This window comes from Streptomyces sp. NPDC017993 (genome assembly GCF_044328065.1).
In the GTDB taxonomy this organism is placed as follows: domain Bacteria; phylum Actinomycetota; class Actinomycetes; order Streptomycetales; family Streptomycetaceae; genus Streptomyces.
This window is the reverse complement of record NZ_JBIRGO010000023.1, coordinates 8,223-25,162: the sequence shown is the minus strand read 5'-3', so window position 1 is coordinate 25,162 and position 16,940 is coordinate 8,223. Positions and strand designations below refer to the sequence as shown.

General features: G+C 70.4%; 13 protein-coding genes and 1 pseudogene. 13 read left to right on the top strand and 1 reads right to left on the bottom strand.

The features are described from left to right. Positions 1-88 precede the first annotated feature (88 nt). The 9 genes from ACH4FH_RS32230 (at position 89) to rodA (ending at position 10,755) form a co-directional block, all read left to right on the top strand. Positions 89-1,537, top strand: a complete 1,449-nt coding sequence (locus ACH4FH_RS32230; RefSeq protein ID WP_398559490.1) for a peptidoglycan D,D-transpeptidase FtsI family protein — start codon at positions 89-91, stop codon at positions 1,535-1,537. A gap of 107 nt (positions 1,538-1,644) precedes the next feature. Next, on the top strand, positions 1,645-3,159 hold the full coding sequence (locus ACH4FH_RS32225; RefSeq protein WP_398559489.1) for a bifunctional folylpolyglutamate synthase/dihydrofolate synthase: 1,515 nt from the start codon (positions 1,645-1,647) through the stop codon (positions 3,157-3,159). Between the two features lie 2 nt (positions 3,160-3,161). After that, complete coding sequence (locus ACH4FH_RS32220; protein WP_398559488.1) at positions 3,162-3,527, top strand: DUF4233 domain-containing protein; 366 nt, start codon at positions 3,162-3,164, stop codon at positions 3,525-3,527. Between the two features lie 123 nt (positions 3,528-3,650). Next, on the top strand, positions 3,651-4,064 hold the full coding sequence (gene ndk / locus ACH4FH_RS32215; RefSeq protein WP_398559487.1) for a nucleoside-diphosphate kinase: 414 nt from the start codon (positions 3,651-3,653) through the stop codon (positions 4,062-4,064). A 294-nt stretch (positions 4,065-4,358) separates the two neighbouring features. After that, positions 4,359-5,378, top strand: a complete 1,020-nt coding sequence (locus tag ACH4FH_RS32210) for a rod shape-determining protein (protein ID WP_393895573.1) — start codon at positions 4,359-4,361, stop codon at positions 5,376-5,378. Positions 5,379-5,622: 244 nt separating this feature from the next. Next, a complete protein-coding gene (gene mreC / locus ACH4FH_RS32205; RefSeq protein ID WP_398559486.1) occupies positions 5,623-6,555 on the top strand; it encodes a rod shape-determining protein MreC in 933 nt (310 codons plus the stop codon). Between the two features lie 3 nt (positions 6,556-6,558). Further along, the gene (gene mreD / locus ACH4FH_RS32200) at positions 6,559-7,290 is read left to right on the top strand and encodes a rod shape-determining protein MreD (RefSeq protein WP_398559485.1); all 732 of its coding nucleotides are present in this window, start codon (positions 6,559-6,561) and stop codon (positions 7,288-7,290) included. A gap of 103 nt (positions 7,291-7,393) precedes the next feature. Continuing rightward, complete coding sequence (mrdA, locus tag ACH4FH_RS32195) at positions 7,394-9,544, top strand: penicillin-binding protein 2 (RefSeq protein ID WP_398559484.1); 2,151 nt, start codon at positions 7,394-7,396, stop codon at positions 9,542-9,544. A gap of 29 nt (positions 9,545-9,573) precedes the next feature. Beyond that, positions 9,574-10,755, top strand: a complete 1,182-nt coding sequence (gene rodA, locus ACH4FH_RS32190) for a rod shape-determining protein RodA (RefSeq protein WP_398559548.1) — start codon at positions 9,574-9,576, stop codon at positions 10,753-10,755. Between the two features lie 40 nt (positions 10,756-10,795). Here rodA and ACH4FH_RS32185 read toward each other — a convergent pair whose 3' ends face one another. Beyond that, positions 10,796-11,260 carry an ATP-binding protein gene (locus ACH4FH_RS32185; RefSeq protein ID WP_398559483.1) on the bottom strand — a complete coding sequence of 155 codons (465 nt, stop codon included), beginning with the start codon at positions 11,258-11,260 and terminating at the stop codon, positions 10,796-10,798. A gap of 219 nt (positions 11,261-11,479) precedes the next feature. Between ACH4FH_RS32185 and ACH4FH_RS32180 the strand changes: the two genes are divergently transcribed. The 4 genes and pseudogenes from ACH4FH_RS32180 to ACH4FH_RS32165 form a co-directional block, all read left to right on the top strand. Further along, a complete protein-coding gene (locus tag ACH4FH_RS32180; RefSeq protein WP_398559482.1) occupies positions 11,480-13,138 on the top strand; it encodes a CHAD domain-containing protein in 1,659 nt (552 codons plus the stop codon). A 252-nt stretch (positions 13,139-13,390) separates the two neighbouring features. Then, positions 13,391-15,313 (top strand): TIGR03960 family B12-binding radical SAM protein, encoded by a 1,923-nt coding sequence (locus tag ACH4FH_RS32175; RefSeq protein WP_398559481.1) that lies wholly within the window; start codon positions 13,391-13,393, stop codon positions 15,311-15,313. Positions 15,314-15,403: 90 nt separating this feature from the next. Beyond that, positions 15,404-15,973, top strand: a complete 570-nt coding sequence (locus ACH4FH_RS32170; RefSeq protein WP_398559480.1) for a GNAT family N-acetyltransferase — start codon at positions 15,404-15,406, stop codon at positions 15,971-15,973. Between the two features lie 284 nt (positions 15,974-16,257). Beyond that, positions 16,258-16,940: pseudogene (locus tag ACH4FH_RS32165) on the top strand (hypothetical protein); the annotation flags it as partial.

Genomic DNA, 16,940 nt, shown 5'->3' with positions numbered 1-16,940 from the left:
ATCGGCCTCTCATGAAGGCCAGGCACGGTGGAGCGGATGGCCGGACGTCCGGCAGTCACCGCCCGTGAGAGCCGAGGAGCCGCGCCCCATGAACAAGCCACTGCGACGGGTCTCGGTCTTCTGTCTCGCCCTGATCCTCGCGCTGATGGGCTGGGTCACCTGGCTCCAGGCCGCCAAGGCCGACACGTACAAGGACGACCCGAAGAACCCGCGAGTGGCGATCGGTAAGTACGCGGCGCCGCTGGGCAACATCCTCGTCGACGGGAAGCCGGTCACCGGCTCGCAGGCCACCTCCGAGCAGCTGAAGTACAAGCGGACCTACCAGCAGGGGTCCCTGTACGCGCCGGTCACCGGCTTCTCCTCGCAGATCTTCGGCAGCAACCAGCTGGAGAACCTCTACGGCGATGTCCTCGACGGCTCCGACAGCCGGCTGCAGAGCCCCGCCGACGCCCTGACGCGCAAGCGGGCCAAGGGCGGCGACGTCGCCACCACCATCGACTCCGCGGTGCAGAAGGCCGGCTACCGGGCCCTGGGCGGCAAGACCGGTGCGGCGGTCGCCCTGGACCCGGGGACGGGGCGGATCCTCGGCATGGTCAGCACGCCGTCGTACGACCCTGGGAAGTTCGCCGGATCGGACAGCTCCGACCAGAAGGCGTGGCAGGCGATGTCGCGGGACGACGGCAAGCCGGAGCTGAACCGCGCGCTGCGCCAGCCGCTGCCGCCCGGTTCCACCTTCAAGCTGGTGGTCGCCGCGGCAGCGCTGGAGAACGGCCTGTACTCCTCGGTGGACGAGCAGACCGACAGCCCCGACCCCTACAAGCTGCCGCACACCAGCACCGAGCTGAAGAACGAGAACACCGCGGCGCCCTGCAAGGACGCCACCATCCGCACCGCGCTCCAGTACTCCTGCAACACCGTCTTCGCGAAGATGGCCGCCGACCTCGGGCCGCACAAGGTGGCCGCCCAGGCGGAGAAGTTCGGCTTCAACGACGACGAGGTGGACACTCCGGTGCGGGCGGCCAAGAGCGTCTACCCCACCGACATGGACGCGGCGCAGACCGCGCTGTCCGGTATCGGCCAGTTCAACGACCAGGCGACCCCGATGCAGATGGCGATGGTCTCGTCGGCCATCGCCAACGGCGGCGAGCTGAAGAACCCGCAGCTGGTCAACAAGGTGACCGACGGCGGCGGGAACACCGTCGAGGAGAACGACCCGAAGACGTACGGCACGGCGATGTCGGCGCGTACGGCAGAGCAGCTGCGGTCGGCGATGGGGACGGTCGTGGACAAGGGCACCGGATCCAACGCGAAGATCGACGGGCTGACCGTCGGCGGCAAGACCGGCACCGCCCAGCACGGTGTCGACAACAGCGGGACGCCCTACGCCTGGTTCGTCTCCTACGCGCAGGACGGCGACGGCCACCAGGTCGCGGTGGCCGTGATGGTCGAGGACGGCCACGCCGCCCGCAACGAGATCTCCGGCAACGGGCTGGCCGCACCGATCGCCCGCGCCATGATGAAGGCGGCGCTCGGCTAGCTCCCGGCGGGCGTCGGCGGCCGCCGGAAGCCGGGGCGGGGCGGGCGGATGCCGGGGAGGGCGGCGCAGCGCGACCGCTGTCACCGGTGCCTCGTAGACTGGTCGGCGTGAGCGAGCGCCCCCAGAACGACGACCCTGACCCGAACGACGCCTTCGACGAACTGGTCGAGGCCGAAACCGACCGTGACCCCGATCTCGCGGTGATCGAGGCAGGCAGCCGGACCCTGCGCGCGCAGGCCGGCCCGCCTCAGGGGGACGGTGTTCCCGCCCGCCCCGCGGACCCGGAGGTCGACCGTGCCCTGCGCGCGGTCGAGGAGGAGCTGGCAGGCCGCTGGGGTGAGACCAAGCTCGACCCGTCGGTGCAGCGCATCGCGGCCCTGCTGGACATCCTCGGCTCACCGCAGCACGCCTACCGTTCCATCCACATCACCGGCACCAACGGCAAGACCAGCACGGCCCGCATGATCGAGGCCCTGCTGTCCGCCTTCGATCTGCGCACCGGCCGCTACACCAGCCCGCACGTCCAGTCGGTCACCGAGCGCATCAGCCTGGACGGCAGCCCGATCTCGGCCGAGCGCTTCATCGAGACCTATCAGGACATCGCTCCCTACGTGGAGATGGTCGACACCCAGCAGGAGTTCCGCCTCTCGTTCTTCGAGGTGCTGACGGCGATGGCGTACGCCGCCTTCGCGGACGCGCCGGTGGACATCGCCGTCGTCGAGGTCGGCATGGGCGGCACCTGGGACGCCACGAACGTCATCGACGGCGATGTCGCCGTGGTCACCCCGATCTCCCTGGACCACACCGACCGGCTGGGGGAGACGCCCGAGCAGATCGCCGGTGAGAAGTCCGGGATCATCAAGAAGGACGCCACGGTCGTGCTGGCCCAGCAGCCGGTCGAAGCGGCCTCGGTGATGCTCAAGCGCGCGGTCGAGGTGGACGCCACGGTCGCCCGCGAGGGCATGGAGTTCGGGGTGCTCTCCCGTGAGGTGGCGGTCGGCGGCCAGATGCTGACGCTGCGCGGCCTGGGCGGCGAGTATCCGGAGATCTTCCTGCCGCTGTACGGCGCGCACCAGGCACACAACGCCGCGGTGGCGCTCGCCGCGGTCGAGGCGTTCTTCGGCGTCGGCTCCGAGCACGCGCGTGTGCTGGACATCGACACCATCCGCTCCGCGTTCGCCGCGGTGTCCTCGCCGGGCCGCATGGAGGTCGTGCGGCGCAGCCCGACCGTGGTGCTGGACGCGGCGCACAACCCGGCCGGCGCGCGGGCGGCGGCCGAGGCGGTCACCGAGGCATTCGGCTTCAGCCGTCTGGTGGGCGTCGTCGCCGCCAGCGCCGGCAAGGACGTCCGGGGCCTGCTGGAGGCATTCGAGCCGATCTTCGCCGAGATCGTGGTGACGCGTAATTCCAGCCATCGCGCGATGGACGCCGATGAGTTGGCGGCCGTCGCGGTCGAGGTCTTCGGCGCCGAGCGGGTCCAGGTCGAGCCGCGGCTCGACGACGCACTGGAGGCGGCCATCACCCTCGCCGAGGAAGAGGGCGAGTACTCCGGAGCGGGTGTGCTGGTGACCGGCTCCGTGATCACGGTCGGCGAGGCCCGGCTGCTCATGGGGAGGAACTGACCATGCGCACCCTGTGTGCGAGCACCCTCATCGGCGAGTTCTTCGTGATCGGCTTCGCCGGTCTGGTCGCGATGCAGCTCAGCGACCTGCCGGCGGCCACGGTCTGGACGGTCAGCGGGATCGCGATGCTGTTGTGCGTGCTGCTGTGCGGCATGCTCACCCGTCCCGGTGGTGTCCAGCTGGGCTGGGTCCTGCAGATCGCCCTGATCGCCAGTGGCCTGGTCATCCCGGCGATGTTCTTCCTCGGTGCGGTGTTCGCGGCCCTGTGGTGGGCGTCGGTCCACTACGGCCGCAAGATCGACGCGGCGAAGGCGCGCTGGGCGGCGCAGGGCGAGGCGGCCGGGGAGCCGGTGGCGGACCCGGCGTAGAGGGTGCCGGGGGTGGGCCCCAGGGGCCCACCCGGTAGGCCGGGGCTGGCCCGCGAAGGGCCCTGCACCCCATGTAGCCTCGGGGAACCCGCTGACCGTCGTTCGTATACAGGGAGTCCCTTCGTGAGCCAGCGCACCCTCGTCCTCCTCAAGCCCGATGCCGTCAGGCGCGGTCTCGTGGGGGAGATCATCGGCCGTATCGAGAAGAAGGCCGGCTGGACGATCGGCGCGCTGGAGCTGCGCACCCTGGACCGCGCGCTCCTGGAGCAGCATTACGCCGAGCACGTCGGCAAGCCCTTTTATGAGCCGTTGGTGGAGTTCATGTCCTCCGGTCCGGTGGTTTCCCTTGTGGTCGAGGGCGAGCGGGTGATTGAGGGCGTGCGGGTGCTCGCCGGTCCGACTGACCCGATTGCCGCACCGAGTGGGTCCATTCGTGGGGACTTCGGCACGATCACCCGAGAGAATCTGATCCACGCCTCGGATTCCGAAGAGTCCGCGGAGCGCGAGATCAAGATTTTCTTTCCGGGCGTTTCCTGACTCATCGTCAGCCGCGAAACCCTTGTGACCTGGGGCGACCGATGGAATCATCGGTCGCCCCTTGGTATATGCGCACCGATCGGGGGAACGCATCATTGCGACACGACGTCACCATTGAAGGGGGCGGGTGCGTGGAGAGCCGACAATGGCGAAGTCCCTCCCACCGGGTTCGAGTGGGCAAGGGACGGGACTACGATGGAAGCTTCCGCGCCTCACGGCGCATCACCTCCTGCCGACCTCCAGTAAGCATTCGCTCCAGTTGGGAAGGCCAGACGTATCCTCATGGGGAACAACATGTCGTTCATCGGCCGTGACATGGCTGTCGACCTCGGGACCGCCAACACGCTGGTGTACGTCAGGGGCCGCGGAATCGTTCTCAACGAACCGTCGGTCGTGGCCATCAACACCAACACCGGCGGCATCCTCGCGGTAGGTGCCGAGGCGAAGAAGATGATCGGGCGTACGCCCGGGAACATCGTCGCCGTCCGCCCTCTGAAGGACGGCGTGATCGCCGACTTCGAGATCACCGAGCGGATGCTCCGCTACTTCATCCTGAAGATTCACAAGCGCCGCTGGATGGCCCGTCCGCGCGTGGTCGTCTGTGTTCCCTCCGGCATCACCGGAGTCGAGCGCCGCGCCGTCATCGAGGCGTCGACCCAGGCCGGCGCCCGCCAGGTCCACATCATCGAAGAGCCGATGGCCGCCGCGATCGGATCCGGTCTGCCGGTCCACGAGGCCACCGGCAACATGGTCGTGGACATCGGCGGCGGCACGACCGAGGTCGCGGTCATCTCGCTCGGCGGCATCGTCACGGCCCAGTCCATCCGGGTGGCGGGCGACGAGCTCGACAACGCGATCATCCAGCACATCAAGAAGGAGTACAGCCTTCTGCTGGGCGAGCGCACCGCCGAGAGCATCAAGATCACCATCGGTTCCGCGTACGACCTCGAGCAGGACGAGCACACCGAGATCCGCGGTCGCGACCTGGTCTCCGGCCTGCCGAAGACCGTCGTCATCTCGGCCGCCGAGGTCCGCAAGGCCATCGAGGAGCCGGTCAACTCCATCGTCGACGCGGTCAAGACGACCCTCGACAAGTGCCCGCCGGAGCTGTCCGGCGACGTCATGGACCGCGGCATCGTGCTCACCGGAGGCGGCGCCCTGCTGCGCGGCCTCGATGAGCGGCTGCGCCGCGAGACCGGAATGCCCATTCACATCGCCGAGGACCCGCTCGACTCCGTCGCGCTCGGTTCCGGCAAGTGCGTCGAGGAGTTCGAGGCTCTCCAGCAGGTCCTCGACTCCCAGCCGCGCAGGTAACAAGGTCCCCTCCCGATCCGCCCCGCGGCCGTCATGCGGCGACCGCGGGGGTCGGGCACCATACATCTATCAACCGCTTTTTTCGGTCGATCGCTGATATACAGGCAGAACACCCCGACAAGCACGGTGCACTGACACTTCACCACCCGGCACCGCACACACAGGCACAACGCTCAACTCCCGAACGAGACCGGCGAGGGCCCGCAGCCGGCCGGTCCTACGAGGAAGGACACGGCCGCCGCACGTGAGGGACACACGAGAGAGCCGGCTGCTATTGGTGCTGCTGGTCGCGATCGCGTTCGCGCTGATCACGGTGGATATCCGCGGCGGCGAGCAGTCCCCGCTCGATGGTGCCAGGCAGGCCGCGGCCTCCGCCTTCGGCCCGGTGGAGAGCGGTGTCGCCCGCGTCGTCAGCCCGGTCGGCAACGCCGTCGGCGCGGTACGGGACTCCGGTGAGCGGCACAACCGGATCAGCACGCTGGAACACGAGAACGCCGCGCTGAAGGCCAAGCTCGGGTCCTCCGACCGCAACCGCAGCCGCGCCGCCGAACTCGACAAGATTCTGAAGTCGGCGGGCGCCGGGCAGTACGGCATCAAGGGCGCCGAGGTCATCGCCATCGGCGCCGCCCAGGGCTTCTCCTGGACCGTCACCATCGACGCGGGCAGCCGCGACGGCCTCGCCCGCGACATGACCGTCCTCAACGGCGACGGGCTGGTCGGCCGGGTCACCACCGTCGGCGCCAACACCGCCACGGTGCTGCTGGCCAACGACCCCGACTTCACCGTCGGCACCCGCATGGAGAAGACCAACGAAATCGGCTTCGGCAACGGGCAGGGCGGCCGCGCGCTGCGCGTCCAGCTCCTCAACGGCCGGGCCGCGGTCAAGAAGGGCGACCGCCTGGTCACCTTCGGCTCCAGCGCCGACAAGCCGTTCGTGCCCGGCGTGCCGGTCGGCCAGGTCATCAAGGTCGAGCCGTCCAACGGCGATCTGACCCGCACCCTGCAGATCCGGCCCTACGTCGCCTTCTCCCAGCTGGACGTCGTCGGCGTCGTCGTGGCGCCGCCCCGTGAGGACCCCCGCGACACCGTCCTGCCACCCAAACCGGCAAAGCCCAAGCCGGCGCCGACGGTCACCGTCACGGCCACCCCCACCGCGAGCGCCCCTCCCAGGAGCTGACCGATGCGCATCAACCGGATCCTGCTCGCCACCCCGCTGGTGGTCCTCGCCCTGGTCATCCAGGTCAGCATCCTCGCCCGGCTGCAACTGCCGGGTGCCGTCCCGGACCTCATGCTGCTGGTCGTGCTCGGCCTCGCGCTGGTCTACGGCCATGTCGGCGGGGCCCTGGTCGGCTTCGGCGCCGGGCTCCTCGCCGACCTCGCGCCGCCGTCCGACCACGCCATCGGCCGCTACGCGCTCGTGCTCTGCGTCATCGGCTACATCGCCGGCCTGACCCGGCCGGACAACGGCCAGCACCGCTCGGCGACCATCCCGCTGGTGGTCGTCGTCGGCGCCGCCATCGGCTCGACCCTGCTCTACGCCGGCGTCGGCGCGCTCGTCGGTGACACCGCCGCCCGGCACGTCGGCCTCGTCGGCCTGCTCCTCAGCGCGACCCTCTATGACCTGCTGCTCGCCCCGTTCACCGTCCCGCTGGTAATGGCGCTCGCGCGCAGAACGGACAGTGATCTGCTGTCGGGTGACGGCGTCGGCGGCTCCAGCGGCTCGGTCCTCGGCCGCGAGCCCGCCTACGGCTGGCTCAGCACCGGCACCGGCCTCAAGGGCAGCCGCGGCAATATGGCGACCGGCGGCACGGGACTGGCCGCCAAGGCCGGCAGGAACGGCAGCCGGCGGGGCGGCCTGCTCGGCAGGTCCGTCCGTGGCAAGGCGGCGCGCAAGGGGGACAAGCGGCTGTGAGCGGCGAACTGCCGCGGACCGCAGGACGGTCCTGCGCGGCACCGCGACCGAGCACCGGGCGGCGGGCGCTGCCGCCGGCCATCGCACAGACAGTGGGGGCGCTGTGAGCAACATTCCCGAGACGGGCCGGACCTCCCGCGTCACCGTCCGCCTGATCGCGATCCAGATCCTGGTCTTCTCCCTCCTGCTCACGCTCGGCGGCCGGCTCTGGTATCTGCAGATCCGCAACGGCCAGGAGTACGCCAACGAGGCCAAGAGCAACCACGTCCAGCAGGTCATCGAACCCGCCACGCGCGGCTCGATCCTCGACGCGCGTGGCGTGCCGCTGGCCGACAACCAGACCCGTCTGGTCGTCTCCGCCAGCCGTACCGAGCTGCTGAAGATGAAGGACGACGGCAAGGGCGTGCTCGGCCGTCTCTCCAAGGTTCTCGGTATGTCGGAGAAGGAGATCCGCAACAAGACCCGGCTCTGCGACGCCAAGACCCCGCAGCCCTGCTGGAACGGCTCCCCCTACCAGCCCATCCCGATCACGGACGAGGCCACCACCCAGCAGGCCCTCCAGATCCGCGAGCGCTCCGAGGACTTCCCCGGCATCAGCGCCGAGCCCACCGCCGTCCGCCGCTACGCCGCCCCCGGCAGCGCCAACACCGCGCAGGTCCTCGGCTATCTCTCCCCGGTCACCGACGAGGAGATCACCAAGGCCAAGGACAGCCACTCGCCGCTGCTGCGGTCCGACCAGATCGGCCGGTCCGGACTGGAGCGGACGTACGACAGCGATCTGCGCGGCAAGGCCGGCGTCACCCGCTACGAGGTCGACAACCTCGGCCGGGTCATCGGCCAGACCAAGAGCGAGAAGGGCGAGGCCGGCGCCAGCGTCGTCACCAGCATCGATGCCCGCGTGCAGGCGCTGGCGGAGAAAGAGCTGGCGCAGGCCATGAAGGATGCCCGCAAGGAGATCGACCGCAACACCAACCGCCCGTACGAGGCGGACTCGGGCGCGGTCGTGGTGATGGAGGCGAAGACGGGGCGTGTGGTGGCGATGGCCTCCAATCCCGACTACGACCCCAACGCCTGGGTCGGCGGGATCGACGCCAAGGACTACAAGCGGCTCACCACCAAGGGTTCCAACTACCCGCTGCTCAACCGGGCCATTCAGGCGCAGGCGGCGCCCGGCTCGATCTTCAAGGTGGTGCCGACCGCGGCCGCGGTCAACGCCGGCTACGACTTCAACGGCAGCTACCCCTGCGGCTCCTCGTACAGCATCGGCGGCCAGGTCTTCAAGAACTTCGAGTCGCAGAGCCACGGCTCGATCGACCTGGGCCGGGCGCTGGAGGTCTCCTGCGACACCGTCTTCTACAAGCTCTCGCACGACGAGTGGAAGAAGGACGGCGGGCTCAAGCCGAAGAAGGACGCCAAGAACTGGTTCTACAAGACCGCCCACCAGTTCGGCCTCGGCGCGGAGACCGGCATCGACCTCCCCAACGAGGTCACCGGCCGGGTGCCCGACCGGCAGTGGAAGAAGGACTTCTGGAAGGCCAACAAGGCCGGCTGGTGCAAGCAGGCCAAGAACTGGCCGAAGAAGAGGGACTTCGACACCCTGCTCGCCCGTGAGGGCTGCCTCGAAGGCATGAAGCTGCACGCCTACGACTCCGTCAACTACGCGATCGGCCAGGGTGACACCCTCGTCACCCCGATTCAGATGGCGACCATCTACGCCGCGATCAGCAACGGCGGCACGCTGTTCAACCCGAGCGTCGGCAAGGCCGTCATCAGCCCCAACGGCAAGAACGTCCGAGAGATCAAGGCGCAGCCGCACGGCAAGCTGCCGGTGAGCCGGGCGACGCTCAAGCAGATGGACGGCGCCCTCGCCGGTGTCGCCACCCGCGGTACGGCCGCCTGGCGGTTCGGCGGCTGGCCGCAGAGCAAGATCCCGATGCACGCCAAGACCGGTACGGCGGAGGTCTACGGCAAGCAGACCACCTCCTGGTTCGCCACGTATACCAAGGACTACTCGATCCTCATGACGATCTCCCAGGGTGGTACCGGTTCCGGCGCCTCGGGACCGGCCGTGCGCAAGATCTACGACGCGCTCTACGGGGTCGACGCCAAGGGCGGCATCAACCCGAAGGCGGCGCTGCTGCCGAGGCCGCAAGAGGCACTTCCCAAGATCGAGAAAGACGGCACCATTCAGGCCCAGCCGATCAAGCCGGTGGCGGCGCCGCCGACCGCCCCGCCGGGGAGGCGAGAGCAGTGACGACCAGCCACACCTCCCGGACGTTCTCCATCCGGCGCTACACCCCGGAGCTGGGCACCTGGGCCAAGCTCACCGCGCGCGACTCCCTCTTCCGCAAGCTGGACTGGATACTGCTGCTGTCCTGCCTGGCGCTGTCCTGCATCGGCTCGGTGCTGGTCTTCTCCGCGACCCGCAACCGCACCGAACTCAACCGCGACGACGAGTACTACTTCTTCCTGCACCACCTGCTGAACACCGGCATCGGACTGGCGTTGGCCGCCGCCACGATCTGGCTCGGGCACCGCACCCTGCGGGGCGCGGTCCCGATCCTCTACGGGCTGTCGGTGGTGCTCGCGCTGCTGGTGCTGACGCCGCTGGGCGCCACGATCAACGGATCGCGGTCCTGGCTGGCCATCCCCGGGGGTTTCTCCCTCCAGCCCGCGGAGTTCGCGAAGATCACCATCACGCTCGGCATGGCGATGATCCTCGCCTCGAAGGTCGACGCGGGCGACCGGCCGAACCCCGATCACCGCACGGTCGTCCAGGCACTCGCGGTGGCAGCCATCCCGGTGGCCGTCATCCTGCTGATGCCCGACCTCGGTTCGGTCATGGTGCTCGGCGCCATCGTCCTCGGTGTGCTGCTCTCCTCCGGCGCGTCCAACCGCTGGATCCTGGGCCTCTTGGGCACCGGCGTCGCCGGCTGCCTCGCCGTCTGGCAGCTCGGCCTGCTCGACGACTACCAGATCGCCCGTTTCGCCGCCTTCGCCAACCCGAGCCTGGACCCGGCGGGCGTCGGCTACAACACCAATCAGGCGCGTATCGCGATCGGCGGCGGCGGGCTGACCGGCTCCGGGCTCTTCCAGGGCAGTCAGACCACCGGTCAGTTCGTCCCCGAGCAGCAGACGGACTTCATCTTCACCGTCGCCGGCGAGGAACTCGGCTTCCTCGGCGCGGGCCTGATCATCGTTCTGCTCGGTGTGGTCCTGTGGCGGGCCTGCCGTATCGCCCGCGAGACGACCGAGCTCTACGGCACGGTCGTGGCGGCCGGCATCATCGCCTGGTTCGCCTTCCAGGCCTTCGAGAACATCGGGATGACCCTGGGCATCATGCCCGTCACCGGCCTCCCGCTCCCGTTCGTCTCCTACGGCGGCACCTCGATGTTCGCCGTCTGGATCGCGATCGGACTGCTCCAGTCGATCCGGGTGCAACGCCCGGTGTCGGCGTCCCGCTGAGGCTCCGGGGCGTACGACTCCCAGGGGCGTGAGGACACCCCTAGGAGTCGCGCTGTACGGCGGTGCGCAGCTCGAACCAGAGGGCGGGGGAGCGGCGCGGTCCGGCGGCGGGGGCGGTGCCCCAGTCGTCGGCGAGGTGGCGGAAGAGCAGCAGGCCGTGGTCGGGCTCCTGGTCGGAGGCCCGGCCCGGAGCCGTCTGCGCCGGGATCCGCCCGGGAGCCTCGTCGTGGACGCTGACGCGCAGGCCGTGGTCGGCGGTCAGGAGCCGGAGCAGGACGTCCGCGGAGGCCGGTGCGCGCAGGTGGGAGGTGGTGACCGCCTCCGAGGTGAGCAGCACCGCGTTGTCGAGCAGAGGGGCGAGCGGGGTGCCGCGCAGTGCCGTGCGGATGAAGTCGCGGGCGACCTTCGCAGCGGTGGGTTCGCTCGGTACGGCCAGGAGGTGCGGGCGGGCGCCCGCCGTGACGCGGAAGGGTGTCCGGGGGACGGCTGCGGTGGTGGGCTGCACGGTTGTCTCCCTCCCCGAAGGGGTCGAGCGGGCGCCTGAGGCAACCGTTAGTGGCTGCCTGGTGACACACCGTAAGTCACCTCGCGCCGCCCGTGCCACCATCAGTGCTCCGGCCGCCGTGGGGCCGGCTGGATCCGGCTGGATCCAGCCGGCCGGTCGGACGGGTGGCGGCCCGGTGGGTGGGTGGTCGCCGCCGGGGCGGTTGACTAGATTCGATGCATGGCTGACACGGTGCGGGAGATCGAACGTAAGTACGAGGCCACCGACGACACCGAGCTGCCCGACCTGACCGGAGTGAACCGGGTCGCGGCCGTGGTCGAACAGGGCGTCGAGTCCCTGGACGCCACCTACTACGACACCGCCGACCAGCGCCTCGCCGCGGACGGCATCACCCTGCGCCGCCGCACCGGCGGAAAGGACGCGGGCTGGCACCTGAAGCTGCCGGTCCCGGCCGAGGGCGCCGCCTCCGCGGGGTCCGGGCAGGTGCGGGACGAGGTGCAGGCGCCGCTGTCCGACACGCCTCCCAAGGAGCTGACGGACCTGGTGCACTCACGCGTGCGCGGCCGCGAGCTGTTGCCCGTCGTACGGCTGCGGACCCGGCGCTCGACACGGTTGCTCCAGGACGCCGCGGGCACCCCGCTCGCCGAGGTGGCGACCGACGCGGTGTGGGCCCGCCGGGCCGGCCCGGCGGGCGAGGAGGACGCCGCCCACGGCGAGGCCAGGTGGCACGAGATCGAGGTGGAGCTGACCGGCGCCGCGGGCGGTGACGCCGGACTCCTGGACGACGTGGGCCGGGCGCTGGCCGTGGCGGGGGTGCGCCCCGCCCGGGCGGCGTCGAAGCTGGCGCGGGCGCTCGCCGAGACCGCGCCGGCGACGGCGGAGGGCTCCCGAGGCGCCGCCACCGCCCCGCAGAAGCCGGGAAACCCGAGCGAGCCGAGCAAGCACGGCGACGCGCTGCGCAAGCGGCGCGGCAAGAAGTCGGGCAAGGCACGGCAGGCCGCCGCTGACGTGGTGCTGGCGTACGTGGAGGAGCAGGTGCGGGCCATCGTCGAGCGGGATCCCGCGGTACGCCGCGACCTGCCCGACTCCGTGCACCAGATGCGGGTCGCCACCCGCCGGCTGCGCAGCGTCTTCCGCTCCTCCACCAAGGTGCTCGACCGTGCCGTCACCGAGCCCCTCGGCGTCGAACTGAAGTGGCTGGCGGCGGAGTTGGGTGTGGACCGGGACCGGGAGGTGCTCACCGAGCGGCTGGACGGCGATCTGGCGGAGCTGCCCGAGGAGCTGCGGTTCGGCCCGGTGGCCGCCCGGCTGCGCATCAGGGCGGAGCGCAGCCGCCCGGCGTCGCGGCAGAAGGTGCTCGCGGCGCTGGACGGGGAGCGGTATCTGTCCCTGTTGGAGGCGTTGGAGGCGTTCCTGGCGGAGCCGCCGTTGCGCGGGGCGGCCGGCAAGCCGGCGCCCAAGGTGCTGGCGAAGGCGGTGCTGAAGGATCACGCCCGCCTGGCCGGCCGGATGGAGACCGCGCGGGACCTCCCGGCCGGACCGGCCCGTGACCTGGCGCTGCACCGCGCCCGTAAGGCGGCCAAGCGGGCGCGGTACGCCGCGGAGGCGGCCCGGCCTGCGCTGGGGCGGCCGGCGAAGAAGTACGGGAAGCGGATCAAGCGGGTCCAGCAGTCGCTGGGCGATCACCAGGACAGCGTGGTGGCGCGCGAGGCGCTGCGCGAGCTGGCGGCCCAGGCGCAGACCGCGGGCGAGGCCGGGTTCCCCTTCGGGCTGATGTACGGGCGGGAGGAGGCCCGCGCGGCGGAGCGGGAGCGGGAGCTGCCGGGGCTGTGGAACGAGGCTTCGCGCCGTAAGCACAGGGACGCGCTGCGGCGGTGAGGTGAGCGCGACGGGGCGCGTCCGGGCACCGGGAGTCCTCCCTCGGTGTGTGTGACGCGTGGTGCGCCGTCCCGGGAGGGGCGGCGCACCGGCCGTTCCGGGCCTGCTGACCCTCCCGGCCCGCTCGTACACCCGCCTCACGGCCCGCTCGGGGCCGCCCGCCCAGCAACCGGAACCCGACTCGTCAAGGCCGCACCGCGGAGCACGTTAGGCTTGAGGGTCACCCCTGCCCGCTGATGAAAGATCACCACGATGCCTGTCGAGTCGGTCTTCCCACGCCTGGAGGCCCTCCTCCCGCACGTCCAGAAGCCGATTCAATACGTCGGCGGCGAGCTGAACTCCACCGTCAAGGAGTGGGACGACTGCGATGTCCGCTGGTCGCTCATGTACCCGGACGCGTACGAGGTGGGTCTGCCCAACCAGGGCGTCATGATCCTTTACGAGGTCCTCAACGAGCGCGAGGGCGTACTCGCCGAGCGCACGTACAGCGTGTGGCCGGATCTCGAAGCGCTGATGCGCGAGCACGACGTGCCGCAGTTCACCGTCGACGCGCACCGCCCCGTCGGTGCCTTCGACGTCCTCGGCGTCTCCTTCTCGACCGAGCTGGGCTACACCAACCTGCTCACCGCCCTGGACCTCGCGGGCATCCCCATCGAGGCCAAGGACCGCACGGAGGACCACCCGCTGATCCTCGCGGGCGGCCACGCGGCCTTCAACCCGGAGCCGATCGCGGACTTCCTCGACTGCGCGGTCGTCGGCGACGGCGAGCAGGCGGTCCTGGAGATCACCGAGATCATCCGCGCCTGGAAGGCCGAGGACCGGCCGGGCGGGCGCGACGAGCTGCTGTTCCGTCTCGCGAGGACCGGCAGCGTCTACGTCCCCAAGTTCTACGACGTCGAGTACCTGGCCGACGGGCGGATCTCCCGTGTCGTGCCGAACCGTTCCGGCGTGCCGTGGCGGGTGTCCAAGCACACCGTCATGGACCTCGACGAGTGGCCCTACCCCAAGCAGCCGCTCGTTCCCCTGGCTGAGACCGTCCATGAGCGGATGTCGGTCGAGATCTTCCGTGGCTGCACCCGCGGCTGCCGTTTCTGCCAGGCCGGCATGATCACGCGCCCCGTACGGGAGCGAAGCATCACCGGCATCGGCGACATGGTGGAGAAGGGGCTGAAGGCCACGGGATTCGAGGAGGTCGGCCTGTTGTCGCTGTCCTCCGCGGACCACACCGAGATCGGCGATGTCGCGAAGGGGCTCGCCGACCGGTACGAGGAAGACAAGATCGGCCTGTCACTGCCGTCGACCCGCGTCGACGCCTTCAACATCGATCTTGCCAACGAGCTGACGCGCAACGGCCGTCGCTCCGGCCTCACCTTCGCGCCCGAGGGCGGCAGCGAGCGGATCCGCAAGGTCATCAACAAGATGGTCTCGGAAGAGGACCTGATCAGGACCGTCTCCACCGCCTACGGCAACGGCTGGCGGCAGGTGAAGCTCTACTTCATGTGTGGTCTGCCGACCGAGACCGACGAGGACGTCCTCCAGATCGGCGACATGGCCGTCAAGGTCATCGCCGAGGGCCGCAAGGTCTCCGGGCAGAACGACATCCGCTGCACGGTCTCCATCGGCGGCTTCGTCCCCAAGCCGCACACCCCGTTCCAGTGGGCGCCGCAGCTCTCCGCCGAGGAGACCGACGCACGGCTGACGAAGCTGCGCGACAAGATCCGTGGCGACAAGAAGTACGGCCGCTCCATCGGCTTCCGCTACCACGACGGCAAGCCCGGCATCGTCGAGGGCCTGCTCTCGCGCGGTGACCGCCGCATCGGCTCCGTCATCCGCGCCGTCTACGAAGGCGGCGGCCGCTTCGACGGCTGGCGCGAGCACTTCTCCTACGACCGCTGGATGAAGGCCGCCGAGGAGACGCTGCCCGCGTTCGGCGTGGATGTCGCCTGGTACACCACGCGTGAGCGTACGTACGAGGAGGTTCTGCCCTGGGACCACCTGGACTCCGGTCTGGACAAGGACTGGCTCTGGGAGGACTGGCAGGACTCGCTCGACGAGACCGAGGTCGAGGACTGCCGCTGGACCCCGTGCTTCGACTGCGGCGTCTGCCCGCAGATGGACACCGAGATCCAGATCGGCCCGACCGGCAAGAAGCTGCTCCCGCTGTCCGTGAAGTAACCACGGCCGGGCGGCCCCGCCCGTACGCCCTGTCGGCCCGGCCCCGCACCTCGCGGTGGCCGGGCCGATGTGTGCCCGCACAATGAGGTGATGCCGCCTCAACTCATCGCACCGACCCTGCGCGTCCACGCCTCCTTCCTCGCCGCGATGGATGAGTTCCGGGAGGAGGGCGGGGACGCCGCGCCCCACTCCGCCCTGGCCCGAGAGTTGCGGACTTGGCGCGACCGCTGGCCGGCCGCCGAGGGGTTCGCCGAGTACGTCGACATGATCGGCGGCATCTCCCGCGACGAGCGCGTCGACGGCACGGTGCCCCTGACCACCCTGTGGTGGGTCGAGGGCGACGACTATCTCGGACGCCTCACCGTCCGCCACCACCTCACGCCGAGCCTGCACGCCTACGGCGGCCACATCGGCTACGCCGTGCGCCCCGCGGCCCGCCGCCGCGGCCACGCCACCGCGATGCTGCGGGCCGCCCTCCCGTACGTCCGTCACACGCTGGGCATCGACCCGGTGCTGATCACCTGCGACGACACCAACACCGGTTCCCGTAGGGTCATCGAGGCCTGCGGTGGGGTCTTCGAGGACCAGCGCGAGGAGAAGCTGCGCTTCTGGATCGGCGCGGGCGCAACCAGCGGGCCCGACGGGGCGTGTGCCAGGTAGGGACACAACCGGGGGACGGAACCGGAACCGGACGGCCCGCCCGCGGAATCGCACCGCGGAGGACGCCCGCCGGGGCCGAGCAGATCCGACGCCGGCACGCACGGTAGAACCGGGAAGTACGTAGGACCGGGAAGTACAAGGGGGAGGGCGTTATGGAGCCCACGGACGGCCAAAGGCGGCAGGAGCGGGCGGTCGTACCGCAGGCCGGTTCGCGCGCCACGTCGCTCGACAAGGACCGGCGAGAGCCGGCCCGTTACGAGCCCGGTGAGGGCTGTCTGACCACGATGGTCCGCCTTCCGGTGCGGATCGTGGTCCTGGTGCTCGTGGTGCCCGTGCGCTTGGTGTGGGACGCGTTGGTCGTCTGCGCCAAGGCCGTGGACAGGACGGTGCTCCGCCCGTTCGGCCGGGGCCTGGCATGGCTGTGGCGCACCCTCGTCGTCGCCCCGCTGGCCTGGCTGTGGCGGTATCTCGTCGTGGTGCCCGCGGGGTGGCTGTGGCACGGGGTGCTGGCGCCGGTAGGACGCGGACTCGCGTGGCTGGCGCGTGGCCTGGGCGTGGTGCTGGTGTGGTGTGGCAAGGCGTTGTTCGTGTGGCCGTGGGTGGCGTTGTGGCGGTACGTGCTGGCGCCGGTCGGTCGGGGTGTCGCGGTGGCGGTCGCCTGGTTGGTGCGGTACCTCCTGGTCGTGCCCGCGCAGTGGCTGTATGCGCAGGTCCTCACGCCTGTCGGCCACGGCATCGCCTGGCTGGCCCGGACCACCGGCGCCGCGGTGGCCACCGCGGCGCGTGGCCTGGGCGTGGTGCTGGTGTGGTGTGGCAAGGCGTTGTTCGTGTGGCCGTGGGTGGCGTTGTGGCGGTACGTGCTGGCGCCGGTTGGTCGGGGTGTCGCGGTGGCGGTCGCCTGGTTGGTGCGGTACCTCCTGGTCGTGCCCGCGCAGTGGCTGTATGCGCAGGTCCTCACGCCTGTCGG